Source organism: Sanguibacter keddieii DSM 10542, assembly GCF_000024925.1.
In the GTDB taxonomy this organism is placed as follows: Bacteria; Actinomycetota; Actinomycetes; order Actinomycetales; family Cellulomonadaceae; genus Sanguibacter; species Sanguibacter keddieii.
In genome coordinates this window covers 1,976,322-2,001,404 of the sequence record NC_013521.1, presented here as the reverse complement: position 1 = coordinate 2,001,404, position 25,083 = coordinate 1,976,322, and the positions used below count along the sequence as shown (strand labels likewise).

Genomic DNA, 25,083 nt, shown 5'->3' with positions numbered 1-25,083 from the left:
CAGGGGGCCGGTGAGACGGCCTGGTCAGGGAGCCCGGTCAGGCGCACGGGCACCGTCGCGGATGCCGAGCCAGCTGACGACGCCGCCGAGGGCGAGGAGGACCGCGGTGAGGACGAGGGCGCGGTGGAAGCCGGCGAGGTCGAGGGTCGGGCCGATCACCACGCCGGCGCAGGCGATGACCACCAGCCCGGCCACCCGGGAGACCGCGTTGTTGACTGCCGAGCCGATCCCGGCGTCCTCGGCCGGGATCGAGGCGAGGATGGCGGCGGTGAGCGGCGCGACGGTCGCTGCCAGCCCGAGACCGAACAGCAGCACCCCGGGCAGGATCTGCGTGAGGTAGACGGCCTCCTCGGTGGTGGTGAGCATGAGCAGGTACCCCGCGGAGGCGACGAGCGGGCCGACGGTCATGAAGACCCGCGCACCGTAGCGCCCCGCCAGGGCGCCTGCGCGGGAGGACAGGGCGAGCATGAGCAGGGTGACCGGGAGCATCGAGAGCCCGGCTGCCGTCGCGCTGTAGCCGGCGACCTGCTGGAGGAAGAGCACGAGGACGAAGCCGCCGAAGGCCAGCGCGCCGTAGACCGCTGCGGTCGTGAGGTTGCCGGCGGAGAAGTTGCGGACGGCGAAGAGCCGCAGCGGCAGCACGGGGTCCGGGGCGCGTCGTTCCCAGAGGACGAAGGCGACGAGCGCGGTCACCCCGAGCACGAGCGGCGCCCAGACGAGCGGTGCGGACCACCCGAGCCGCCCCTGCTCGATGAGCGCGAAGACTGTCCCGGCGAGCCCGAGGGCGACGAGCGCGGCCCCGACGACGTCGACGCGGCGTGACGTGTCGCGCGCTCCCCCAGGTGTCGAGCGGACCAGCCAGACGGTGAGCGCGACCGGCACGACGTTCACGGCGAAGACCCACCGCCAGGAGGCGGTGTCGACGAGGATCCCGCCGAGGAGCGGGCCGGCGATCATCGCCGTCCCGGTCCACGCGGTCCAGGTCCCGATCGCCTTCCCCTGGGCCTCGCCGCGGAAGGTCGCGACGATCATGGCGAGGGAGCTGGGGACGAGCAGCGCCCCTGCTGCTCCCTGGAGCGCGCGGGCTACGACGAGTACGAGGCCCGTCGGGGCGAGGGCGCAGAGCAGCGAGGTGATGCCGAAGCCGACCAGTCCCCAGGTGAGGACGCGCCGCCGGCCGAAGACGTCGGAGAGCGAGCCGGCGACGAGGATGAGGGCGCCGAGCGTCACGAGGTACGCGTCGACCACCCACTGCTGGAGCGCGAGCCCGTCGAGGACTCCCCCGTCGAGCTCACCCGCGATCGCCGGCAGCGCCACGTTGACCACCGAGCCGTCGAGGAACACGACGAAGGACGCGAGGATCGCGACGACGAGGACGCGGCGTTCGACAGTGGTCACAGCGCCCAGGCTAGACCTGGGCGGGAGGCGCTGCGCACCAGGCCCAGCGCGTTGCGTACCGGGCTCCGCGCATCGTGCGAGCGGACTTCACCGCGGGCGTCGGCTCACGCCCCGGCGATGACCTGCTCACGGACGACGCGACGCAGGACCTTGCCGATCTGGGAGCGGGGCAGGTCCTTCATGATGACGAGCTGCTTGGGCAGGGCGTAGCGGGCGACGTTCTTCTCGCACCAGGCACGGACGGCCTCGAGGTCGACGCCGCTGGCGTCGCGGGCCAGGACGAGGGCGGCGACGACCTTCTCGCCGAGGTCTCCGCCGGGCAGACCGACGACGGCGACGTCCTCGACACCGGGCATGGTGCGCAGGCAGTCCTCGACCTGGGACGGGAAGACCTTGAACCCGCCGGTGATGATCATCTCCTTGATGCGGTCGACCTGCTGGACGAACCCGCCGTCGTGCATGACGACCACGTCGCCGGTGCGGACCCAGACCTTGCCCTCGAGCTCGACGAGGGAGTCGGCCGTCTCCTCCGGGCGCTTCCAGTAGCCGGAGAACACCTGCGGGCCGCTGATGAGGAGCTCGCCGCGCTCCCCCGCCGGGAGGATCTTCGTGGGGTCGTCCTGGTCGACGACGAGCACGTCGGTCGACGGGAAGGGCAGGCCGAGCATGCCGGGCCGGCGCTCGTCGGACAGCGGGCTGCCGAGGGCGACCGGGGAGGTCTCGGTCATGCCGTAGCCCTCGATCGCGAGGCCCCCGGTGACCTCCTCCCAGGCCTGGGCGGTCGCGAGCGGGATGGGCATCGCGCCGCAGATGGCGTAGCGGAAGCTCGAGAGGTCGGCGGGGCCGGCCTTCGCGGCGGCGGACAGGCGGTCGAGCATCGGCGGGACGGCCGGCAGGAACGAGCCGGGGAGCCGCTTCTGGGCGGCGAGCACGGCATCGACGTCGAACTTCGGGAACAGCACGAGGGTCGCGCCGATGCGCATGGCATAGGTGAGGCAGAGCATGAGGCCGAAGGCGTGGAAGAACGGCAGGACGCCGTAGACGACCTCGTGGCCGCCCTCCTCGACGGACTCGCGCTCGGCGCCGGTCCACTCGGTGCCCTGGACGACGTTGGCGACGAGGTTGCGGTGGCTGAGCATCGCCCCCTTGGGCGTGCCGGTGGTGCCTCCCGTGTACTGCAGGAGCGCCAGGTCCTCGGCCTCGGGGTACGGGTGGTCTGCGGCGAGCGGCTGGGCCTTCGCGACGAGCTCGTGCCAGTAGACGGTCCCTGCGGGCAGCGTCGCGCGCATGGTGGCCTTGAGCGTCTTGGCCTTGCTGATCGGGAGCGACAGCGCGAGGCGCTTGAGGGTCGGCAGGTCGCGGGACATGTCGACGGCGACGACGGTGCGGACCGGCGTCTGGTCCTGGACCTCGAGGACCTTGACGGCCGTGTGCTCCCAGCAGATCGCGACGACGGCACCGGAGTCGCTCAGCTGGTGGGCGAGCTCCGCCGCGGTGTAGGTGGGGTTGTGCTCGACGACGACGGCACCGATGCGCAGCGCGGCGTAGAAGGCGACGACGTGGCTGGAGAGGTTCGGGAGGGCGATCGCGACCCGGTCACCGGGGCCGACGCCGAGGTCGAGCAGGACGGTCGCGGCGCGACGGACCTGGTCGAAGAGCTCGGCGTAGGTGGTGGTCGACCCCATGAAGTCGAGGGCGGCGCGGTCGGGGAACCTCTCGGCCGCGCGCTCGAGCGACGCGGTGAGCGGTTCGTCGGGCACGGTGATGTCGTGCGCGACTCCGGGCGCGTAGGAGGACAACCACGGGCGGCTTTCGATGGACGAGGTCACCTGACCAGAATAACTTACGGACGCGTAGGTTACGGGGTCGTAGGTCCTGGTCCGCCAGACCCTCGCAGAACCTCCTCACCTGGTGGGAGGGGCGCGCAGACGATACGACAGGAACGCCCGTCGCGCGAGGCGGGCGGGGTCGCGGAGACACGAGAAGGGCCGGACCTCGTGGAGGTCCGGCCCTTCGGGGAGAGCGGCTGCTGCGCAGACGCAGCGGCGGCGCGTGCTCAGGCGAGGATCGTCGGCTTCAGCTCGAGGATCCGACCGAGGAGCCCGTTGACGAACACCGGGGAGTCGTCGGTCGAGAGCGAGCGCGAGAGCTCGACGGCCTCGTCGATCGCCACGGCGTCGGGGACCTCGTCGTTGAAGAGGATCTCCCAGGTGCCGATGCGCAGCAGCGCACGGTCGACGGCCGGCATGCGGTCGAGGGACCACTCGTGCGAGTAGGTCTCGAGGAGCTCGTCGATACGGTCGAGCTGCTCGAGCACCCCCTCGACGATGTCGACGGAGTACTGCGGGAGGGACGCCTCGGTCCCCGGCTCGGCCACCCGGTCCGCGAGGAGGGTGATCGGGTCGAGGTGACGCTGCTCGGCCTCGAAGAGCACGTCGAGCGCGCGCTTGCGGGCCTTGGTCCGGGCTCCCACGTCAGTCGTTCACTCGGCCGAGGTAGCTCGAGTCGCGGGTGTCGACCTTGACCTTGGTGCCCTGCTCGAGGAACAGCGGGACCTGGATCACGTGGCCGGTCTCGAGCGTGGCGGGCTTGGTGCCACCGGTGGAACGGTCGCCCTGGAGGCCCGGCTCGCTGTAGGTGATCTCGAGGATGACCGACGGCGGCAGCTCGATGTAGAGGACGGTGCCCTCGTTGGTCGCGACGTTGACGACCTGGCTCTCGAGGAGGAAGTTGGCGGCGTCGCCGACGACCGTCTCGGGGATGTTGATCTGGTCGTACGTGGTCTGGTCCATGAACACGTAGTCCGTGCCGTCCTTGTAGAGATACTGCATGTCGCTCTTGTCGACGGTCGCAGTCTCGATCTTCAGGCCGGCGTTGAAGGTCTTGTCGACCGTCTTGCCCGAGGTCACGTTCTTCATCTTGGTGCGGACGAACGCGCCACCCTTGCCGGGCTTGACGTGCTGGAAGTCGATGACGGTCCAGAGCTGGCCGTCGAGCTTGAGCACAGTGCCGTTCTTGATGTCGTTGGTGGTAGCCACGGTGGTCTTCCTGTCGAGTGTTCAAGGATCAGGCACCCGACGACCACCCGACGAGCCGACGAGCACCACCGGAAGGGTGAGGCTGAGGGCTGACCAGGGAGCGGACCGCACGAGAGCGTGGGCCAGTCTACCTCAGCCGATCCACCGCACCCCGAGCCCTCGGGCACGGGGCCACCCCCTCGCCGTCGAGGCACGGTGTGCGGCTGTTCGTCGCTCGCCTAGGTGGCCCAGGGAGCACATGAGGTGCTTGGCACACTATTTCTGCTGCTCAGCCGGCGAGAGCGATCAGCGCGAGACGGTACGAGTCGAAGCCGAAGCCCGCGACCGTGCCCGTCGCGACGGGGCCGACCACCGAGAGGTGGCGGAACTCCTCGCGGGCGTACGGGTTGGAGATGTGCACCTCGACGAGCCGCAGTCCCCCCTTGGTCACCTGCGCAGCCGCGTCGCGGAGGGCGTAGGAGTAGTGCGTGAAGGCCGCGGGGTTGAGCACCACGTCCGTGCGCGTGTCGACCGCCTCGTGCAGCCAGTGCACCAGCTCGGTCTCGTCGTCCGTCTGACGGACCTCCACCTCGAGGCCGAGCTCGCTCCCCCACCGGGCGCCCGCCTCGACGAGGTCGGCGTAGGACAGCGCCCCGTAGACGTCGGGCTCGCGCACGCCGAGACGTCCGAGGTTGGGTCCGTTGAGCAGCAGCACACGTGTCATGCCCGGGAGCCTAGTACGGGGCGAGCACCGAGGGCGTGGACGCCCACCGACGGACGTCGCGCTCAGGTGGCAGCGGTCTGGACCTCGGTGACCTCCGGGTACCGGTCGGTCGACTCGACAGCATTCCCGGCCCACCACTCGCGCCGACCGTCGTGCGACCGCACCCGGACCGGTCCGCCGATCCGGCCCGCGCGCCCGGTCCGACGGAAGATCTCCACCGAGACCGGCCCACGGATCTCGTCGTGCTCCGCGCTGCGCGGGAGGGTGAGGTGCAGGTACGGCCGCCCACGGGCCCCGTGCTCGTCGGCGTCCTTGTAGGCGACCACCTGACGTCCTTGCGCGTTCGAGGTCCCGAGTCCGCGACCCGTGCGGGTCTCCACCGGGACGCCGCGCGCGGCGACCGACCAGCTGCGACGGTCGGAGACCGCCATGAGCAGCACCCCGACGGCGAACGGCGCGAGGAGCACCACGAAGAAGGAGCAGGCCCACCCGGCGGTCTCACCCCACAGCACCACGGCCCCCACCCCGGTCCCCAGGGTCGCGGCCCAGAGCAGCGCCACGCCGATCCAGAGACTCGAGGAGAGCGAGGCGCGGGCGGCCCGGAACGCGGAGTTGACAGGGCGGGAAGGCGTCATGGCCTGATCGTGCACGCCGCTCGGCGGCACCGCACCCGCCCACGATGGGGACCTCTGCCCGGTGGGGCCGGGTCGGGCGGGGCCGGAGGATTCACCTCCGACACCGCGACCCGGCCGCGGCCGAGCGCGAGGTCTTCTGCCACGATGAGCCCGCGCAGACCGTGGTTCGACAGAGGAGCAGACCGCATGAGGATCCTGTTCGACGGTGACGTACCGGTCCACTACGGGTTCCTGCACCTCCGGGCTGACGGCCACGACGACCCGGATCTCACGGCGGCCCGGGGCGGGCAGGCGAACGGCCTGTGCGGCGCCGCCGTCCCCGGAGGCCTCGCCCTGACCACCGGGACGCACACCGGGGCAGTCCCGGTGCGTGCCGAGCTGCACGACGCGGAACCTCCGCTCGGAGAGCACTGGGAGGACGTGGTCGAGGTCCCGCTCGAGCTGGCCGCCGGGGAGTACCTGCTGACCGCCTTCGGCTGGGCCGTGCAGATCGGCACGCTCCCTGCCGGGTCCTTCCGGGCGCGCTGGTGCGCCACGCGGATGGACGAGGGGTACGACGGTGCACGCCTGGACGACGACCCGGAGACCGACCGGTACCTCCTGCAGCTGTGGCCCGCTCCACCCGCGCCGGACGCCGTGGTCCGCCTGGGGAGCGACTGCGCCGCCTACTGGCACGGGGTCGCTGCCACGACGGACGCGCCGCCACCACCTCCGACGCCGGAGATGGTCGCCGAGCTGGAGGCCGAGGCGGAGCGAGCCCGGGAGGCCGCCGTGACAGCCTGGGACGCCGCGCTCGAGATCGAGGCATGGGGCGGCCGCGCGCCGACCGCGCAGCTGCGCGCCGTCGGCGGACGTGCGGCCCAGCTGGCCGGGCTCGACCGGGAGCTGGTGGACCTGCTCGCGGCGATGCCTGCACGACAGCAACGTCACCTGGCGGTCGAGGCGGCCCGGCACGCGTGCGACCTCGCCGGCGTGGGAGACGTCGCCCTGGTCCGGGAGGCCCTCGCCGCTGCCCGCGACGGCGGCCCGCTGCCCCACCCGTGGGGAGACTGGTCGGCCACCTGGGACGCTCTCGTCCCTCCCGACGAGCAGACCGCGGACGAGCTCGTCGCCGAGGTCCAGCTCGTGCTGAACCTGGGAGGCGACCGCCCGGTCCTCGCCCCTGAGGCGACTGCCATCGACGCCGTGCTCGCGGCCGGGGAGAGCGACCCCGCGCGTGCTGTCATGGGTGCGGTCGACGCCCTGGCGCGCGGGCAGCGGGACCCCCGCACCGTCCTGGACCAGGTCCGCCGGCACCTGGCCGACGGTGCCCCGCCGTTCGGCTAGCTCGGGTCCGGTCGGCTAGAGCGAGACGGCCCGACTGGTCGGGGCGTCGGCGCTGATCTCGGCGTAGGCGGCGGCGAGGAGCGTCGGGTCGGGCCCCTCGAGGCGACCGACCTTGCCGATGTCCTCGAGGACGACGAAGCGGAGCAGGTCGCCGCGGGACTTCTTGTCGCGGCGCATCACGGCGAGGAGCTGCTCCCAGCGGTCACCGCGGTAGGTGAGCGGCAGACCGACAGAGGCGAGGATGGAGCGGTGCCGGTCGACGACCTCGTCGTCGAGGCGACCCGCGAGGCGGGCGAGCTCGGCCGCGAAGACCATCCCGACGGACACGGCGGCACCGTGGCGCCACGCGAAACGCTCGACCTGCTCGATGGCGTGCGCGAGGGTGTGCCCGTAGTTGAGGATCTCGCGGAGCGACGCCTCCTTGAGGTCCTGGCTCACCACGCGTGCCTTGACGGCGACGCTGCGCTCGACGAGCTCGCGGACGACGCCCCAGAGATGGTCGTCGATGCTCGCGGGCCAAGAACCGAGGGCCTCGGCGTTGGCCTCGACGAGGTCGAGGATCACGGGGTCGGCGATGAACCCGGTCTTGATGATCTCGCCGAGCCCGGCCACGAAGTCCCACTTGGGCAGGGTCTCGAGGGCGACGAGGTCGCAGAGCACGCCGACCGGCGAGTGGAAGGCACCGACGAGGTTCTTGCCCTCGGCGGTGTTGATGCCGGTCTTGCCGCCGACGGCCGCGTCGACCATGGCGAGCAGCGTCGTGGGGATGTGCACCACGGCGATGCCCCGCAGCCAGGTGGCGGCGATGAAGCCGGCGACGTCGGTGGTCGCTCCGCCGCCGAGCGAGACGATCGCGTCGCTGCGCGTGAAGTCGGACTGCCCGAGGACCTGCCAGCAGAAGGCCACGACATCGACGGACTTCGCTCCCTCGGCGTCGGGGATGACGGCGAGGAGCGCCTCGTAGCCCTGGGCGAGCAGGTCTTCGCGGACCACGGCGGCCGAGGCCTCCATGGCCTCGGTGTGCACGACGAGCACCTTCTTGACGTCCGCGCCGAGCAGGCGGGGCAGCTCGCCGAGGAGCTGCTTGCCGATGACCACGTCGTAGCTGTGCTCGGCGTCGACGCGCACGACGGCGGGCGGCTGCGCTGCTGCCCCGGCGCTGGTGTCGGGAGTGGTCGCGCTGGTGGTCGTCTCGTCGGTCACGACGGGTCCTCCGGTGGGGTCGGTCGGGCCAGGGCCACGTGGATCTCACGGGCCACCTGGGCGGCGGTCTTGGCGTCGGTGTCGACGCGGTGGGTGGCGACCCGCTCGTACACGGGGCGGCGGGCCTCCATGAGGCTGGCCCACTTGGCACGGGGGTTGCCGAGCAGCAGCGGTCGCGCCTGGTTGAAACCGACGCGCGGGGCGACGTGCGTGAGGCTGACGTCAAGGAACACGACGGCTCCCCCGGCCTGCGCGTAGGCGGTCAGCGCCGCCTCGCTCAACGGGTCGAGGACAGCGCCACCACCGAGGGCGAGCACGCCGTCGTGGACCGCGAGGGCGGTGGTGACGGCCTCGCGCTCGAGCGCGCGGAAGTGCGGCTCGCCGTCGTCGACGAAGATGTCGGCTATGGCCTTGCCGGCGGAGGCCTCGATGTCGGTGTCGGTGTCGCGCAGGGCGACGCCGAGCAGCCCGGCGAGCAGCCGGGCGGTGGTCGACTTGCCGGACCCCGGGGGGCCGATGAGCACGACCGTCGGGCTCTGCGCCTGCTCTCCGCTCGGCACCACGGTCAGCGCAGCAGCTCGGGGATGGCCGCCAGGTAGGTGTCAGCGTTGCGCTGGACCTCGCTCACGGAGTCACCACCGAACTTCTCGAGGACGACGTCGACGAGCGTCAGCGCGACCATCGCCTCGGCGACCACGGCCGCCGGCGGGACGGCGCACACGTCGGAGCGCTGGTGCTGCGCGGTCGCCGGCTCCCCCGTCGCGACGTCGACCGTCGCGAGGGCGCGCGGCACCGTCGAGATGGGCTTCATCGCGGCGCGGACCCGCAGGACCTCGCCGTTGGTCATGCCACCCTCGATGCCACCGGCACGGTTGGTGCGACGGCGCAGACGGCCGTCCTCGTCGCGGTCGATCTCGTCGTGCGCCTGCGAGCCACGGCGCGCCGCGGTGCGGAAGCCGTCGCCGACCTCGACACCCTTGATCGCCTGGATGCCCATGAGCGCCGCGGCCAGCTTGGCGTCGAGACGACGGTCGCCGTGCACGTAGGAGCCGAGCCCCGTGGGGACGCCGTAGGCGAGCACCTCGACGACACCGCCGAGGGTGTCGGCGGCCTTGTGGCACTCGTCGATCTCCGCGACCATCGCGTCGGAGGTCGACTTGTCGAAGCAGCGCACCGGGTCGGCGTCGAGGTACGCGACGTCGTCGGGCGTCGGGAGGACGGCGTCCTCGGGCGTGAAGACCGGGCCGATGCTCGTCACGTGCGAGACCAGGCGGATGCCGAGGGCCTGCTCGAGGAACTTCGCCGCAACCGTGCCGAGCGCCACGCGGGTGGCCGTCTCGCGCGCCGAGGCACGCTCGAGGACCGGGCGGGCGTCGTCGAAGGCGTACTTGCGCATGCCGACCAGGTCCGCGTGCCCCGGACGGGGACGCGTCAGCGGCGCGTTGCGGGCACGGTTGAGCAGCTCCGGGTCGACCGGGTCGGACGCCATCACGTCCACCCACTTGGGCCACTCCGTGTTGCCGATCTCGACGGCCAGCGGACCACCCTGGGTGATCCCGTGCCGCAGTCCGGCGAGGATGCGCACCTCGTCCTGCTCGAACTTCATCCGAGCGCCACGGCCGTAGCCGAGACGACGACGAGCGAGAGCGTCCTGGATGTCCGAGGTGAGGACCTCGACACCCGCCGGGACACCCTCGATGATGCCCACCAGGGCAGGACCGTGCGATTCACCAGAAGTCAGCCAACGAAGCATGCCCACATCTTCCCACGGACCAGGCACGACGACGCCGGGCGCCCGAGTGTCGGACGCCCGGCGTGGGCGGGTGGTGCTGGGGGTGCGTGTCAGGGGGCGACGACGACGCCGAAGGGATCACGCTCGGACGGGTCGACGGGGACCACTCCCTCGAGAGGGTCGACTGCTGCCTCCGCGAGGACATCCGTGTAGACGTAGGCGTAGACCGTGACCGTCACCTCCAGGTTCCCCTGGCCTTCCACCATCTGCGTCGGGTCGACGGTCGTCACGACCGGGTTGGACGCCAGGTAGTACCGGCTCGAGCCAGTCTGCAGCCCGTTGAGGAACCCGCGCGTCTGGTCGATCCCAGCGGTGAACGACACGTGGACGGGGAAGAGCACGAGCGAGTCCACCCCGTCCGGGGTCCACACGGGTGGAGCCGCGGTCTCCACAGGCTCAGCTGCCGCCTCGGTCGTCTCGGCGTCGGTCGGCTCAGCAGAGTCCCCCTCGGCTGGCGCCGCAGCCGGAGCGGGCGTGGTGGCGAACCCTGGCATCTCTGCGAGGCTCGTGGCCGCGTCAGCCGTCATCTCGTCGATGACGATCCCGTTGTTCGAGGCGATGAGGTCGATCTCGTCGAACATGTCTTCGATCTCGGGCTGCGTCGGCAGCTTCACCTGCGTGGCGGCGAGCTCAGACCGGTAGCTGTCGATCTGGTCGAAGTCAGCCTTGAGCGCGGCAACGCGCTGCTGGAGTGCGTCGTTCTCGCCGATGAGCGTGGTCTCCTGCTCGCGGATCGACGCTTCCTCGTCGACCCGCGGTGAGATGAGCAGGAACCACCCGAGGACCGCGAGAACGAGGCACACGATGGCCGCGAGCCCGATCCAGGCTCCTTGAGTCTTCGGCATCAGCCCGTACCTTCCATTCCAGCAGCGTTCGACAGAGCGGTCTCGAGGACACGGACGGTCACGGTCGTCTCGAACCACTCGAGACCCTCACCATCGACCTGCGACGAGACGAGAACCCGGGCGTCGGCGAAGCCGGGCACACGGTTCAGCGCACGGCTCCACGCGGTGACGTCGGGCCGGGTCGCCGAGGTGGCACCGATGGTGATCATGCCGAGGCCCTCGTCCTGCAGAGGGTCAGCAGAGGTGGGCGGACCCGCGGTCGGGTCGGCAGTCTGGGCCGTCAACGACGTGATGAGCACGCCCTCCGGGGTCGCACCGGCCACGTAGGCGAAGAAGTCCGACCAGCGCACCTCCGTGCTCGAGGCGAAGAGGAGCGCTGCCTGGGTCGTGACGAGCCGCGCCTTGACTGCCGTCACCTCGATGTACTTGCTCTGCTCGAGGAGCAGGTCGCTCGTCCTCTGCTGCTCGCGCTCGAGGTCGGCCTGCGCGTTGTCGACCCGCATCGAGGTGAAGAAGACGATGATGACGACGAGGACGACGAAGCCGAGCATGGCGTAGACGAGCTTGCGCTGCAGCCCGCGGATCCCACGGGCGGCGACGGTCTCCTGCGGCAGCAGGTTGACCTGCGCGCGCGGCGGGACGCCGTCGAGCATGGAGGTCTGCTGCGGTCGGCGGGCGATCTTGAGGGCGGTCATGCGGCAACTCCCTGTGCGAGTCCCATCGCGATGGCGAACGTGGACTCACGGTCCTTGACGAGCTCACGGTCAGCGGTCTTGGCCCACGTCACGTGCTGGAAGGAGTTCCCGAGCACTGCCGGCAGGCGTGCGGCGCTCGAGAGGTACTGGCCGAGGCCGGAGAGGTGAGCACCTCCACCGGTCAGCACGAGCATCTCGACCGGAGGCCCGGCGACCTGCGAGGCGTAGTAGCTCAGCGTGTTCCGGACAGCCTCGACGAGGCCACGCGCTGCGGTGTTGACCGCGTCGGCGGCGTCGGCGAGGTCCGGCTGGACCTGCTGACCGACGCCCAGCTGGCGCTTGAGGCGCTCGGCGTCCGCGTCGGCGAGCTTCATGGCGCGGGCGACGGCGTCGGTCGCGTCCTGACCGCCTGCGGCAAGCACGCGGGCCAGCAGGGGCACGCCGCGGTCCGCCACGACGACGTTGGTGACTCGCGCGCCGATGTCGACGCAAGCCACCGTCCGCTCGGCGAGGTCCCCGATGACGACCGACCGGAGCAGCGCGAAGGCGGAGAGGTCGACCACCTGCGGGACAAGACCTGCGCCTTCGACAGCCAGCACGTTGGCCGACACGGTGTCCTTCACGGCAGCGACGAAGAGACCGCGCATGGCGCGGCCGTCAGCACCGTCGACCTCGCCCGTGGGGTAGAAGTCGAGCAGCGCCTCGTCGACCGCCATCGGCAAGGTCTCCTGCGCCTGGTAGACGAGAGCCTGACGCAGGTGCGCCATCGGCATCACGGGGAGGTCGAGCTGACGCACGACGACACGCTGGTTCCCGACACCGATGATGACGTTCTTGTCAGAGAAGCCAGCCTTGCTCCACAGCCGCTTGATGACCGAGCTCACCAGCGAGGGGTCGACGACCTCGGCGTCACGGACCGCCCCCGGAGGGAGCGGCGCCTCGGCGACCCGTACGACGGACCCGAGGCCTCCGGTGCTCCCTGGGTGCGTGGGGGCGAACTCGACAGCCCGCACCGCGGACGTGCCGATGTCCAGCCCGATCGTTCGTACCTTGGCCACCGGTGCGCCTCCTCAAGATGTGCTCCGAGCCCGGCGACCTGCCGAGCCCGTCGTGAGGTGATCGGCACCCTCGGCGCAGAACTTGAGCGTGCGGTGGGCGAAGTCCTCGGGGCTAGAGGAACAGACCGAGGTAGCCGTCCCAGGCTTGCTGCCCGACCCCGATCCCGACGGCTGCGCCGAGGAGCATCCACGGCCCGAACGGGATACCTGAACCGCGGCCGGCCTTCTTCCGCACCACCAGCGCCACCGCGAAGAATCCACCGAGCAAGAACGCCGCCATGGCGCCGACAGCGAGGACACCCCACCCGAGCCACCCGAGGTAGACGCCGAGGACTGCTGCCAGCTTGACGTCGCCGAATCCCATCCCAGCCGGGTACGCCACGAGCATGAGGAAGTACGCACCGAAGAGCACCGCTCCCCCGAGAGCTGCACGCCCGAGGCTCCCCCAGTCTCCGGCCAACGCAGCGGCCACCGTCAGGAGGACGACTGCGACCACGATCGACGGCAGGACGATCGCGTCCGGCAGACGGTGCACGTCGATGTCGATGAGAGCGAGGGCCACCGCCACAGCCGCCAGGTAGAGGTACGCGACGAGCACGACCGCCGATGCGGCGTCGTCGACCGGGAACCGCCAGGCGACGAGCGCGAAGAGCACGCCTGTCCCGAGCTCGACGAGCGGGTAGCGCACCGAGATGGGCTCCGCGCAGGTCCGGCACCGTCCACGCAGCACCAGCCAGGACAGGACCGGGACGTTGTCCCGAGGCTGGATCGGCGTGTCGCACCGCGGGCACGCGCTCGGAGGGCTGACGAGCGACGCACCCGCTGGCACGCGGTAGACGACCACGTTGAGGAACGAGCCGATGAGCAGGCCGAAGAGACCGACGAGGACAGGGATCACCGGAGGAGCATCTCAGCCGGTGATGTCGCGGAGGTACTTGAGCGCAGGCGCTCCGGTCGTGCCCTCCGAGCCAGAGGCGCCCGTCTTTGAGAAGGTGAGGTCGAGCTTGGTCGACGCGTTGAACTGGCAGCTGTACACCTGACCTCGGATCTTCGGGGGGTTCTGCGTCCCGATGGAGATCTCGTTGGCCGAGTAGAGCAGCACCGACGTCTTACTGTCCTGGTTCCACGCACCAGAGCTGAAGCTGATGCTGCTCTTCTTCAGCGAGGCCGCGCAGCTGGTCTGTGCCGCCGGGTACGGAGTCATGATGTAGAGCGAGTGCTCCTTGCCGTCTGCGGACTCGATCTTGATGTCTCCGTTGATCTTGATCACGTCGGAGAAGATCACCGCATCAGCGCTCAACCGGAACGTGATCCCGGCACCGAGGGTGAGGGTCCCTCCGCACTCTGTGCTGCCGGTCGTGTCGAACACGGTGTTCTCCTTGACCTCCAGCGGTGCGGCGAACTGCGAACCTCCCCACTCCATGGAGCACGGAGACATAGACACGTACTGGTTCCTCAGCGGGTTGATCGATCCCACCCACGACTTGCGCGCGAAACCGGTCCACAGCGGATCGTCCTGGCGGATCTTGGGGAAGTTCATGCTCGTCGCGCTCTCCCCGCTCGGCGGAGCGCCCACATTCTGTCCCTCGCGTGCACCCGGGTACCGCTTCATGAACTCGCCGTACCACCACCCGTTGGCTTCCTTGCCGCCGGCGATCTTGCCCGACACGTTGATCGATCCGTTCACCGTCAGGGTGGAGTCGTTGACCGGGAGGTCTCCGCGGACGGCCAGGCTGCCACCGGCACGGATTCCGTTGCTGGCGAGCACGCTCCCGCCTGTCCAGATGTCTCCCGACACCGCGCAGTCGGTCCGGAAGTCTCCCGTTCCCTGGACGTAGAGGTTCTTCCCGATGTTGTGAGACCCCTTCTGCGCCTTCGCCGGGCAGGAGAAGTTCCCGCCGCTGTAGACCGAACCGTTGACCGCACAGGGCCCCGTGCTGAAGGTGACGTCTCCTACGGCGTACAGGTTGCCCTCGACCTGCTGCGAGCTCGAGCACGTCCAGTTCCCGCCAGTGATCACGTCAGCACCAACGCCCCGGACGGAGAGATCTGTGTTGACGTTGGCGCCGCTGCCGGCGTAGATCGCGGCGTTGAACGTCGGCGACGAGGAGGTAGCCGACTCGATGAGTGCCTCCACGGTCCGGACGTTCCCGCCGGTGGACCCGACGCCCGACGCCGCAGCATCTCCCCGGGCGAGCAGGACGACAGACTTCGAGGTCGAGGTCGGGCACCCCACCGGCAGTGAGCTCGTCGCGGTCCCGGAGGACGACGGGTGGATCGTCACGGTGAACTTCGGGGAGCCGCTCGGAGAGCTGACGGTGCCTGAGGTGCACTTCCCCGACGCGATCTGAGCACGGACGTAGTCGACCCCCGCCTCGGCGGCCGCTCGGGCCTGGACGCTCGCGCGGGTCTCCGTCGTCATCCGGACGTTGAAGAGGGACGTCGTGACGATCGTGCTCACCAGGATCGTCAGCACCACCATGATGCCGATGACAGCGACTAGTGCGCCTCCGTCGTCGGGTCCGCGCCGGATCCGCGCGCTCAGGGACTCTCGCGACACTAGAAACATCCTCCACTGGTTGATGCCAACGCCTGGACTCGCGGCGCGACGGTGGTCTTCATGACGACGCCGGCGCCCGGCGTCCTCTCGGCGGTGGCCTGGGTCTCGAACTGGATGCCGTACGAGCCGACCGCAGGAGTCGTGAAGATGTCCCCGGTCGGCGGCTTCACGTCGGCGACCGCGAGGGTCCAGCCAGACGGCGGCCCGGACGAGAACGCCGACGCACTGACCTTCAAGGACGCCTTCTGCGCGCTGCTCCGCGTGTAGATCGCACCGTGTGTCGCTCCTGCGGCGGGCGGCACGTAGATCCAGGCCTGGCAGCGCCACGGCTGAGAGCCGTCGCCACCACCGGTGTGCGTGACCAGGAGCGTGTCCGCCTCGAGCACGCCTCCCTGAGAGGCGTTGCGGATCGCCCGTTCCATAGAGGACATCGTGACCTGGGCATCGTTCGACGCCTGGCTGGACCCGACCACCTTCTGCTGCCCCTTGAGCCCGTTGAGCAAGAGCGTGCCGGCCAGCGCCAGGACCAGCCCGAAGAGGAGGATGACCACGAGGAGCTCGACGAGCGTGAAACCACGGTCGCTCGGAGCGTCACCAGTGGTGCGACGGAGTCGTGCGTGAATGGACCTCACGAGACGTACACCTTTGTGTCGGCGCTCGAGAGCACCCTGCCCGCAGGGAACAGCGGTGTCAGGGCGGCCGTCGAGACACGGACCGTCACGTCGAGCAGGCCCGTCGTGGCGCACGCGGACAGGTTGGGGAAGGAGATCTCGCGGGTCAGCTGGACCCCACGGGCGTCCGTGGTGGTCGTCGCTGGAGGAGCTGTGGACGGGCAGCCTCCCGTCCCGAGAGACGCACGCTGGGTCTCCAGTCCGTCGTTGACGAGCTGCGTCGCCGTGGCAATAGTCGACATCTTCGCGGTGGCGCGGACTCCTCCGATGATCACGGGTGCGAGGACGACAGCGAGGATGGCCAGCATCATCATCGAGACGATGATCTCGACCATCCCGAATCCCGCGTCGTCGCGATGGTGATCGCTCACTGAACTCCGCCTCTGTGCGTGCTGAAAGAAAGGGGAACCACGGATTCCCGCTGCCGCTCGGTCAGCGGCAGCGGGAATCTCAGGGAAGAAGCTACTACTTCTCGGTGATCGTGCCGGCTTCGGTGGTCTCGAACACCTTGTCCGTGGCCGAGGTCACCTGGATGGTGAAGGTGCCGTCTGCGAGATCGACCGAGCTGGCGGTCTCGTTGAAGGTGACACCCTCGCTGAGCGCGATGGTGGTCACCTCACCGGTCGGAGTCGGCGTGATGGCGACCGAGTCCGTGCCGGTCAGCGCGATGCCGGTGACCTTGGTGTTCTCCGACATGACGACGGCGATGTTCGTGCGCAGCGTCGCGAGGTCAGCCTTGGCGGCCGAGTCCTTCGCCTTGTTCTGCTGGTTGAGGTAGAGCGGGACCGAGATCGCGGCGAGGATGCCGATGATGATCACGACGACGAGGAGCTCGACGAGGGTGAAGCCCTTGTCGCCGTCCTTCTTGTTCATGGCCTTCGAAACGCGAGCAATCATGTTGATTCTCCGTGGGAGTAGTCGTTGTTCAGAGCTAGGGAGCGACGTTCGCGGTTTGCCCGCGTGTCCGTCACGAGATCTTCATCGGCGGCCCTGACCTGCACCTTGAGCAGCTCGACGAAGTTTTTCTCGGCTTCACCCCATGAGATCGAAGATCTTGAAGATCGGCATGTAGAGGGCGATGATCATGCCGCCGATGATGGCCCCGAGGAACACGATCATGAGCGGCTCGAGGAGCGACGTCAGCTGTTCGGTGGTGGACTCGACCTCTTGGTCGTAGAACTCCGAGATCTTCGCGAGCATGAGCTCCATCGACCCGGCGTCCTCGCCGACCGCGATCATCTGCGTGACCATGGGCGGGAACACGTCGTGGTGCGCGAGCGGACCGGACAAGGACTCACCGGTGCGCACCGACTTCTCGACGTCCCGCAGCGCGTTCTCGATCGCCCAGTTCCCCGAGGTGCTGCCGACGATGTCCAGCGCCTGGAGGATCGGCACCCCCGCCCCGAGCATCGTCGAGAAGTTGCGGGTGAAGCGGGCGATGGCGATCTTCTGGAAGAGCTTGCCGAACACGGGCAGCTTGAGCTTGAAGGGGTCGGACTTCGACCGGACCTCCTCGTCGTTCTTGTGCCGCTGCCACCAGATCCCGACCACCGCGGAGACCACCAGCACGAGCGGCAGCAGCCACTTCATCCACGACGACAGCAGCACGAGGAACTGCGTCGGCGCCGGGAGCTCTCCACCGAGGCCCTCGAACATGTCCTTGAAGATCGGCACGATGAACAGGAGCATGCCGATCACCGCGGCGATCGCGATGAACAGCACGACCACCGGGTACGTCATGGCCGACTTCACCTTGGCGCGCAGCTTCACCTCGGCCTCGAAGTTGTCAGCGGCGGAGAGCAGCGACTTCTCGAGGAACCCGCCGGTCTCGCCAGCACGGACGATGTTGACCATGATCGGCGGGAACGCCTCGGGGTGCTTGACCAGTGCGTTGGAGAGCGACAGCCCGGTCTCGACATCGGACCTCACGATGCCGAGAACCTTGGCGAGCGGCTTGTTCTCCGTCTGGTCCGCGAGGATCCCGAGGGTGCGGATGAGCGAGAGACCGGCCGAGACCATCGTCGCCATCTGACGCGCCATGATCGCGAGGTCGGACAGCCCGATCCGATCAGAGATCCCCGGGATGTTGATCTCCTGCTGAAGGCCCGTCGTCTTGATCTCGGTGACCGAGAGCGGGACGAGGTTCATGGTCTTCAGACGAGAGGCGACCGCACCCTGGTCCAGGGCCTCGATCCGCCCCTTGACGATCTTCCCCTTCGAGTCGCGGACCGTGTACTCGAAGGTCCGCTTGCCCGAGGCTGTCTTGACGTCTGTCGATGCCATCAGTGACCACTCGCTCCGTATGACTGTCCGCCCATGCCGGCGGCGGCGAACCCTGCGCCTGTGGATCCGCCCGAGCGTCCGCTCAGCCGGTTGAAGTCCTCGATGTGGTGGCACTTCTCGAGGCCGGTCTCGTAGGAGATGCGTCCCTGACGGACGAGGTCCGCAAGGTGCTGGTCCATGGTGTGCATGCCCTGCTGCTTGCCAGCCTGCATCGCGGAGTACACCTGGTGGGTCTTGCCCTCGCGGATGAGGTTGCGCACCGCAGGCGTCGCGACCATGACCTCGGTGGCGACGACGCGACCCGGGCCGTCGGAGCGCTTGCAGAGGGTCTGGCAGACCACTCCCTGCAGGGCTCCGCCGAGCTGGGTGCGAACCTGCCCCTGCTGCTCGGGCGGGAACACGTCGATGATGCGGTCGATGGTCTGCGCGGCATCCTGCGTGTGCAGGGTCGCGAAGACGAGGTGGCCGGTCTCGGCGGCGGTGAGCGCGACGGAGATGGTCTCGAGGTCGCGCATCTCGCCGACCAGGATGATGTCGGGGTCCTGGCGGAGCACGTGCTTGAGGGCGTTGGCGAAGCTGTGGGTGTCCGCCCCGACCTCGCGCTGGTTGATGAGCGACTTCTTGTGGCGGTGGAGGAACTCGATGGGGTCCTCGACCGTCATGATGTGGTCGGAGCGCGTCCGGTTGGCGAGGTCGATGATCGACGCGAGCGTCGTCGACTTGCCCGAGCCGGTGGGCCCGGCGACGAGGACGAGGCCGCGGGGCAGGTTCGCGAAGCTCGAGACGACCGGGGGGACGCCGAGCTCTTCGAGGGGCTTGATCTCGTACGGGATGAGGCGGAACGCCGCACCGATGGACTCACGCTGCTGGTAGAAGTTCACACGGAACCGGGCCAGGCCCCGCACGGAGTACGAGAAGTCGAGCTCGAGGTTGGCCTCGAACTTCTCGCGCTGCTTCTGCGTGAGGATCGCGTACAGCGTGCGCTGCAGGCTCTCGGAGGCGACCTCGGGCTGACCGTCGACGGTCTGCAGCGAGCCGTTCACGCGGATCTTCGGGGCGGACCCCGCCGTGAGGTGGAGGTCGGAGGCCCCGGCCTCGACCATGATGCGCAGCACGGCGTCGAGGACGATGTCGTCGGCCTGCGTGGGGCGGCTCAGGCCGGTACGGCCAGCACCTGCGGGCGGGGCGTCCACGGGACGTCGTGCACCCTGCTGGGCTGCGGCCGGCTGCGCCGACGTGCCCGGGGCGGGGTGCGTGGGCTGCCCCGGGTGCTGGGACACCGGGGCTTGGTGCTGGGACACCTGGGCCTGGTACTGGGGTGCCGGAGCGCCGTACTGGGGCACGGGGGCGCCGTACTGGGTCCCCGGTGCAGGAGGCTGGGCGTGAGGAGCCGCAGACGCGGGCTCGGCCGCGCGCCGCGGTGCCTGCGGGGGGAGCCCAGCCGGCGGACCTGCGTCCGCGGGCGCCGGTGTGGGCTGCCAGCCCGTGATGCCCTGCTCGGCCAACGACCGTCGGGTCACGAACGGCGCGGTCTCCCCCGCAGTTGTCTCACTCACTGGCTACCCCTCAGGTCGGTTGTCGCAGGTTGCTGCGGCTCGTAGGTCATCGGCTCTTCATGCCCCGGACTTAAGCGACGACGCGGAGGATCTCCTCGATCGACGTCTGCCCGGCGACGACCTTCATCCAGCCGTCGTCGCGCAGGCTGCGCATGCCCTGGGCCACGGCGGTCTTCGCGATCTCCGCGGAGGAGGACCCGGCGACGGCGTGACGCTCGATGTCCTCGGTGACGCGCATGACCTCGTGGAGGGCGAGACGACCCCGGTACCCGGTGCCGGAGCACGTGGTGCAGCCGCCCGGGCGGTGCAGCACCGGCTTGGGCTCACCCTCCGTCCACGGGAACCGCGCGGCGACCAGCTCGACCTCGCTGGGCTCGTAGGGCTCCTTGCACTTCCCGCAGAGCCGACGCGCCAGTCGCTGCGCCACGATGCAGTCGATGGCCGACCCCACGAGGAAGGGCTCGATGCCCATCTCGACGAGGCGGGTGATGGCGGACGGTGCGTCGTTGGTGTGCAGGGTCGAGAGCACGAGGTGACCGGTGAGCGCGGCCTCGATGGCGATCTGGGCGGTCTCGTGGTCACGGATCTCACCGAGCAGCACGACGTCGGGGTCGGAGCGCAGGATCGAGCGCAGCGCGCCCGCGAAGGTCAGGCCGGCCTTGGGGTTCACCTGCACCTGGTTGATGCCGGGGAGGCGGTACTCGACGGGGTCCTCGACGGTGATGACGTTGATCTCGGGCTTGGACACCGCGTTGAGCGTCGCGTACAGGGTCGTGGACTTGCCGGACCCGGTCGGGCCGGTCACGAGGATCATGCCGTAGGGCTTGTTGTACGCCTCGGAGTAGACCTCGTAGTTCTCCTCGCCGAAGGACAGGTCGCGCAGGTCGAGGCTTGCCGTGGAGTTGTCGAGGATTCGCATGACGATCTTCTCGCCCCACACCGTCGGCAGGGTCGCGACACGGAGGTCGATCTTTCGGCCGTTGTGGGTGACGGACATGCGGCCGTCCTGGGGCTTGCGGCGTTCCGCGATGTCGATGTCCGAGAGGATCTTCACGCGGGAGATCACTCCCCCGGTGATGTTCTTGGGCGACCTCTGCATCTCGTGGAGCACGCCGTCGATGCGGTACCGCACGCGGAGGTCGTGCTCGCTCGGCTCGATGTGGATGTCGGAGGCGCGGTCCGTGATGGCCTGCGTGACGATGAGGTTCACGTACCGGACGATCGGCGCGTCGTCGTCGACGGAGTCGCCGATCTTGGAGAGGTCGACGTCGTCGACGCGCTGCTCCTCGGTGAACGCGTTGGTGAGGTTGTCCATCTCGTCGTCCGCGCGGACGAACCGGTCGATGGCGCGTGAGAGGTCCTCGTGCGTGGCGACGACCGGCAGCACCTGCATGCCGGTCGACGAGCGCACGTCGTCGACGGCGAGCACGTTGCCCGGGTCGGCCATGGCGAGGACGAGGGCGTCGCCCTCGAAGGCGATGGGCAGCACGGTGTAGCGCCGGCACACGGCGCCGGTGAGGCGGCTGACGGCCGCGCGGTCGACCGGGAAGGTGTCGAGGTCCACGAACTGCATGCCGACCTGCGCGGCCAGTGCCGACACGAGCTGGCCCTCGGAGAGGACACCGAGCTCGACGAGCACACGCCCGAGGCTGGTCCCCCGGACCACCTGCTCGTCGAGGGCAGCCATCAGCTGGGCCTCGTTGACGAGGCCTTCCTCGAGCAGGATCTCTCCGAGCTGCTTCATGACCTCTCCTCACCTCGCCGGCGCGGAGGGGCCCCCACCGGCAGTCTTGACGTGAAGACTGTCTCGGCACGGGGAGGCTCGACCTTGAGCGGGAGTAGCGCACGTCACGTCCGAGGACGAGACGGCCGTGCCCGGTGGGCGGACGCCTGAGGCCTCGACGGACCTCGAGCCTCCGGGTCGACGAGCAGGCGCCTCAGGCCGCGAGGGCCGCCTCGAGCGCGTCGTCCATCGCCGCCACGGGCGCCACGTGCCCGGTCATGAGCCGGACCTGCTCGGCGGCCTGGTGCAGCAGCATGCGCTGCCCGGGCACCGTGGCACCGTCGAGCGAGCTCCACGCGGCGGTGAGCGCCGTGACCCGGGGGTCGTAGGACACGTCGATGAGGACGCCCTCGACCGTGCGGCCCGAGGCGGCCAGCTCCGCAGCGACGGCGTCCGCGCCGTGGGCTGGGAGGGTCGAGACGACGACGTCAGCCCCGAGCGCGGCCTCAGCGGCCCCGGCGATCGGGTGGAACCGCGGTGCGAGCCCCATGCGGTGCGCGGCGCGCTGCAGGTCGCCCGTGCGCCCGAGGGAGCGGACGAACACGTCGACCGACGTGATCCCCAGCTCGGCCAGCGCAGCGAGCGTCGACGACGCGGTCGCCCCGGCGCCGAGGACGATGCCGGTGCCGCGACCGGTCGGCCCCTCTCCCCCGGCGCCCCCTTCACGCAAGGCGGCGACGAGCCCGTAGACGTCGGTGTTCGCCCCGATGAGGGTCCGCGACGTACCGGTCCCCTGGAACACCACGGTGTTCACCGCGCCCGTCACGACGGCCAGCGGGTCGACGTGGTCGAGCATCGGCATGACCGTCTGCTTGAGCGGCATCGTCAGGCTCAGACCTGCCCAGGTCTCGTCGAGCCCGTCGAGGAACCCCGCGAGGGTCTCCTCGGTCACGTCGACCGCCTCGTACTCCCAGCCGTCGAGGCCGAGCGCCTCGTAGGCGGCGCGGTGCAGCACCGGGGAGAGCGAGTGGCTGATCGGGTGACCGAGGACGGCGGCGCGAGAGGTCACCCGCGTGCGTCCAGCCACGCCTGGTACTCACGGCGGTTCACGTTGTGCTCGTCGTTGGTCTCCGCGAACTTGGTCTCCCCGGTGTCGGGGTTGACCGTCACGAAGTAGCGGTACGGCGTCTCCGGCGCGTTGAGCACCGCCTCGATCGCCGTCCGGCTCGGGGCAGCGATCGCCGTCGGCGGCAGGGTCGAGTTGAGGTACGTGTTGTACGGGCTCTCCGTGGCGCGCTGGTCCGCGGTGGTCGACGCGTCGGGCGAGGTACCGAACATGTAGTGGACCGTCGAGTCCATCTGCAGCCGCATGCCGTCCTCGAGACGTCCGTCGATCACTCCTGCGACGAGCGCCTGCTGCTCGGCGTCGAGGTTGCCGGCCTCGCGCTGGATGATCGACGCCTCGGTGAGCACGCGCTGGCGGTCCTCCACCGGGACGCCGAGCTCGTCGAGCATCGTCACCGTCCCGGCGACCATCTCGGCGATCATCTCGGTCGGGGTGGCCTCGTCGCTGAACTGGTACTGCTTGGTGGCCAGCCAGCCCTCGTAGTTGCGGAGGTCGTCCGCGGGGAACACCTGGGCCTCGGCAGGCAGGCCGGTCGCCGCGACGTCGACCATGGCCGCACGGAGGTCCTCCTCGGAGACACCGGTCACGGAGACGATCCGGGCGATGGTGTCCTCGACGGTGGTCCCCGGACGCTGGTCCACGAGGAAGTCGGTGCGGTTGCCGGTGTCGAGGAGGAACTCGACGGCGCGCGCCGAGGACATCTCCTCGCGCAGCGTGTAGGTCCCCGGCTGGATGGATCCGGAGGACGGGTTGGCGTTGAAGGCCGAGATGAAGGCGGGGACGGAGGCCACGACGTTGGCCTCGACGAGCTCCTGGCCGATCGCGGTCCCCGTGGCGCCCTGGGCCACGGTCACCCGCACCTCGCCCGTGCCGGGACCGGGGAAGTCCTGCGCGGCCTCAGAGCCGCCGAGGCTCAGCCCACCGAAGAAGTCTGCTCCGCGGTTCCAGGCGAGGTAGCCGCCGACACCGAGCACGGCCAGGGCGACGACCACGGCCACGAGGGCTCGCCGACGGCGCTTCGCGGCACGTCGACGTGCCTCGCGCAGCGCCCGCTTCTCAGCACGGGAGAGCTGTCGCTCGTCCTCCGGCTGGTCAGAGACGGCGGGTCCTTCGAAGAGATCGTTCACCGGTTGGAGCCTCCACTGTCATGACATGTGCTCTGCGCCCCCCACAGACAATCAGACAACCTACTGCACCATGGTCCTCCAGGACATCTTCCCACCGTGGAGCCCCCCGCGTCTCACCCGGTCAGGTCGGACATCCGGCGCGATCGCGACCGCACGTGAAGGCGCTGGTCAGCCGTTCGCGTCCAGCCAGGCCTGGTAGGCCTTGAGGCTGTCCTGGTACTCGGTGTAGGTGTCGGAGAACTGGATCTCGCGGGTCACCGGGTCGACCATGAGGAAGTAGACGGCGTCGGAGTCCGCGGGGGCGAGCACCGCCTGGAGGGCCTCGGCGCTGACCGTCGAGATCGCCGACGGCGGGAGACCGGCGTTGGCGAAGGTGTTGTACTCCGACGGGTCCTGGCGGTCTGCCTGCGTCACCGCGTAGTCGTCAGGCCGGCCCAGGGCATAGCGCACGGTCGAGTCACGCTGCAGGTTGGTGCCCGCGGCGAGACGGTTGTCGATGACGGCCGCGATACCGGCGAGGTCCTCCGGCAGCGCCCCCTCCTTCTCGACGAGCGACGCCTTGGTGAGCACGGCGACACGGTCCTCGACCGCGACCCCCAGGCCGTCGAGCGTCTCGACGGTCGTGGCGACCATGGTCGCCAGCATCTGCGTGGGGGTCGAGTCGAGCCCGAAGTGGTACGTCCCGGGTGCGAGCCAGCCCTCGTAGCGGCCGCCGGCCTCGTCCGGGAGCCCGGTCGAAGCGGTGTCCGCGAAGGCCTCGTCGACCTGGTCGATGCCGACACCGGTGACACGGGACAGCTCGGTCTTGATCTCGGGGACCGTGAGGCCCGCCTTGACCTCGACCGTGAGGTCCGCGAGGTTCTCGGGGTCGAGGAGCGCAGCGATCGCGTCGGCGGCGCGCATCTGCCGGAACACGTTGTAGGTCCCCGGTGCGATGGACGGCGCGTCGGGCGACTCGGCGTAGGCGGCCGTGAAGACCTCGACCGAGCTCACCACGCCGGCGTCCACGAGCGTCGCCCCGAGCAGCTCTGGGGTCGTCTCGGCTGCCACGGTCACCTGGACCGGCTCGCCGCCCGGCCCCGGGAAGTCGACGACGGGGTCCTTGGTGACCGCGACGAGGGACGGCTCGTCGGTCGACGAGAACATGTCGGCGCCCCGGGTCCACATGAGGTAGAACACGGCACCGATGACGAGCACGCCGACCAGCACCGAGAGCAGCACGGTGCGGCGCTGCTTGGCGGCCTTCGCGCGCTCGGCGCGCACCGCGTCCCGGCGGGACCGGGAGGCCTCGCCGCGGGTCGGTGCCACCTCGGGTGCTGCGCCCTGCTCGTCCACCGTCGCCGT

24 protein-coding genes are annotated in these 25,083 nt (G+C 69.9%); 1 reads left to right on the top strand and 23 read right to left on the bottom strand.

Going from position 1 to position 25,083, the window contains the following annotated elements; translation table 11 throughout:
- Window positions 1-24 precede the first annotated feature (24 nt).
- The 6 genes from SKED_RS08800 to SKED_RS08775 all read right to left on the bottom strand — a co-directional run bounded on the left by SKED_RS08800 (window position 25) and on the right by SKED_RS08775 (window position 5,774).
- Window positions 25-1,398 carry a DHA2 family efflux MFS transporter permease subunit gene (locus SKED_RS08800; RefSeq protein WP_012866790.1) on the bottom strand — a complete coding sequence of 458 codons (1,374 nt, stop codon included), beginning with the start codon at window positions 1,396-1,398 and terminating at the stop codon, window positions 25-27.
- A gap of 104 nt (window positions 1,399-1,502) precedes the next feature.
- Entirely contained in the window at window positions 1,503-3,227 is a 1,725-nt protein-coding gene (locus SKED_RS08795) for an AMP-binding protein (RefSeq protein ID WP_012866789.1), read from the bottom strand.
- A gap of 227 nt (window positions 3,228-3,454) precedes the next feature.
- Window positions 3,455-3,871, bottom strand: a complete 417-nt coding sequence (nusB, locus tag SKED_RS08790) for a transcription antitermination factor NusB (RefSeq protein ID WP_012866788.1) — start codon at window positions 3,869-3,871, stop codon at window positions 3,455-3,457.
- A gap of 1 nt (window position 3,872) precedes the next feature.
- The gene (efp, locus tag SKED_RS08785; protein WP_012866787.1) at window positions 3,873-4,436 is read right to left on the bottom strand and encodes an elongation factor P; all 564 of its coding nucleotides are present in this window, start codon (window positions 4,434-4,436) and stop codon (window positions 3,873-3,875) included.
- Window positions 4,437-4,704: 268 nt separating this feature from the next.
- The gene (locus SKED_RS08780; RefSeq protein WP_042437902.1) at window positions 4,705-5,139 is read right to left on the bottom strand and encodes a type II 3-dehydroquinate dehydratase; all 435 of its coding nucleotides are present in this window, start codon (window positions 5,137-5,139) and stop codon (window positions 4,705-4,707) included.
- A 62-nt stretch (window positions 5,140-5,201) separates the two neighbouring features.
- Entirely contained in the window at window positions 5,202-5,774 is a 573-nt protein-coding gene (locus SKED_RS08775; protein WP_012866785.1) for a hypothetical protein, read from the bottom strand.
- A gap of 186 nt (window positions 5,775-5,960) precedes the next feature.
- Between SKED_RS08775 and SKED_RS08770 the strand changes: the two genes are divergently transcribed.
- The gene (locus SKED_RS08770) at window positions 5,961-7,100 is read left to right on the top strand and encodes a hypothetical protein (protein ID WP_012866784.1); all 1,140 of its coding nucleotides are present in this window, start codon (window positions 5,961-5,963) and stop codon (window positions 7,098-7,100) included.
- A gap of 15 nt (window positions 7,101-7,115) precedes the next feature.
- Here SKED_RS08770 and aroB read toward each other — a convergent pair whose 3' ends face one another.
- The 17 genes from aroB to mltG (SKED_RS08685) all read right to left on the bottom strand — a co-directional run bounded on the left by aroB (window position 7,116) and on the right by mltG (SKED_RS08685) (window position 25,074).
- Window positions 7,116-8,303, bottom strand: coding sequence for a 3-dehydroquinate synthase (gene aroB, locus SKED_RS08765; protein WP_012866783.1), 1,188 nt, complete (start codon window positions 8,301-8,303; stop codon window positions 7,116-7,118).
- A complete protein-coding gene (locus SKED_RS08760; RefSeq protein ID WP_012866782.1) occupies window positions 8,300-8,866 on the bottom strand; it encodes a shikimate kinase in 567 nt (188 codons plus the stop codon). The genes aroB and SKED_RS08760 overlap by 4 nt, the downstream gene beginning before the upstream one ends.
- Before the next feature lie 2 nt (window positions 8,867-8,868).
- On the bottom strand, window positions 8,869-10,056 hold the full coding sequence (gene aroC, locus SKED_RS08755) for a chorismate synthase (protein WP_012866781.1): 1,188 nt from the start codon (window positions 10,054-10,056) through the stop codon (window positions 8,869-8,871).
- 89 nt (window positions 10,057-10,145) lie between these two features.
- On the bottom strand, window positions 10,146-10,940 hold the full coding sequence (gene pilO, locus SKED_RS08750) for a type 4a pilus biogenesis protein PilO (protein WP_012866780.1): 795 nt from the start codon (window positions 10,938-10,940) through the stop codon (window positions 10,146-10,148).
- Window positions 10,940-11,635 carry a pilus assembly protein PilN gene (locus SKED_RS08745; RefSeq protein ID WP_012866779.1) on the bottom strand — a complete coding sequence of 232 codons (696 nt, stop codon included), beginning with the start codon at window positions 11,633-11,635 and terminating at the stop codon, window positions 10,940-10,942. The genes pilO and SKED_RS08745 overlap by 1 nt, the downstream gene beginning before the upstream one ends.
- Complete coding sequence (gene pilM, locus SKED_RS08740; RefSeq protein WP_012866778.1) at window positions 11,632-12,693, bottom strand: type IV pilus assembly protein PilM; 1,062 nt, start codon at window positions 12,691-12,693, stop codon at window positions 11,632-11,634. Before pilM ends, SKED_RS08745 begins: the two co-directional genes overlap by 4 nt.
- Before the next feature lie 112 nt (window positions 12,694-12,805).
- Window positions 12,806-13,591: a prepilin peptidase gene (locus tag SKED_RS08735; RefSeq protein WP_012866777.1), complete on the bottom strand. Its 786-nt coding sequence runs from the start codon at window positions 13,589-13,591 to the stop codon at window positions 12,806-12,808.
- Window positions 13,592-13,603: 12 nt separating this feature from the next.
- Entirely contained in the window at window positions 13,604-15,253 is a 1,650-nt protein-coding gene (locus SKED_RS08730) for a pilus assembly PilX N-terminal domain-containing protein (RefSeq protein ID WP_012866776.1), read from the bottom strand.
- Window positions 15,253-15,885: a prepilin-type N-terminal cleavage/methylation domain-containing protein gene (locus SKED_RS20290; RefSeq protein WP_012866775.1), complete on the bottom strand. Its 633-nt coding sequence runs from the start codon at window positions 15,883-15,885 to the stop codon at window positions 15,253-15,255. The genes SKED_RS08730 and SKED_RS20290 overlap by 1 nt, the downstream gene beginning before the upstream one ends.
- The gene (locus tag SKED_RS20285) at window positions 15,882-16,295 is read right to left on the bottom strand and encodes a type II secretion system protein (RefSeq protein ID WP_169310139.1); all 414 of its coding nucleotides are present in this window, start codon (window positions 16,293-16,295) and stop codon (window positions 15,882-15,884) included. The genes SKED_RS20290 and SKED_RS20285 overlap by 4 nt, the downstream gene beginning before the upstream one ends.
- A 94-nt stretch (window positions 16,296-16,389) precedes the next feature.
- Window positions 16,390-16,821, bottom strand: a complete 432-nt coding sequence (locus tag SKED_RS08715) for a type IV pilin protein (protein ID WP_042437897.1) — start codon at window positions 16,819-16,821, stop codon at window positions 16,390-16,392.
- Between the two features lie 135 nt (window positions 16,822-16,956).
- Window positions 16,957-18,207: a type II secretion system F family protein gene (locus SKED_RS08710; protein WP_012866772.1), complete on the bottom strand. Its 1,251-nt coding sequence runs from the start codon at window positions 18,205-18,207 to the stop codon at window positions 16,957-16,959.
- A complete protein-coding gene (locus SKED_RS08705) occupies window positions 18,207-19,763 on the bottom strand; it encodes a type IV pilus twitching motility protein PilT (protein WP_281044383.1) in 1,557 nt (518 codons plus the stop codon). The genes SKED_RS08710 and SKED_RS08705 overlap by 1 nt, the downstream gene beginning before the upstream one ends.
- 70 nt (window positions 19,764-19,833) lie before the next feature.
- The gene (locus SKED_RS08700; protein WP_012866770.1) at window positions 19,834-21,507 is read right to left on the bottom strand and encodes a GspE/PulE family protein; all 1,674 of its coding nucleotides are present in this window, start codon (window positions 21,505-21,507) and stop codon (window positions 19,834-19,836) included.
- Window positions 21,508-21,700: 193 nt separating this feature from the next.
- Window positions 21,701-22,555 carry a shikimate dehydrogenase gene (locus SKED_RS08695; RefSeq protein ID WP_012866769.1) on the bottom strand — a complete coding sequence of 285 codons (855 nt, stop codon included), beginning with the start codon at window positions 22,553-22,555 and terminating at the stop codon, window positions 21,701-21,703.
- A complete protein-coding gene (mltG, locus tag SKED_RS08690; RefSeq protein ID WP_012866768.1) occupies window positions 22,552-23,739 on the bottom strand; it encodes an endolytic transglycosylase MltG in 1,188 nt (395 codons plus the stop codon). The genes SKED_RS08695 and mltG (SKED_RS08690) overlap by 4 nt, the downstream gene beginning before the upstream one ends.
- A 168-nt stretch (window positions 23,740-23,907) precedes the next feature.
- Window positions 23,908-25,074, bottom strand: a complete 1,167-nt coding sequence (mltG, locus tag SKED_RS08685) for an endolytic transglycosylase MltG (protein ID WP_012866767.1) — start codon at window positions 25,072-25,074, stop codon at window positions 23,908-23,910.
- Between the last annotated feature and the right edge of the window lie 9 nt (window positions 25,075-25,083).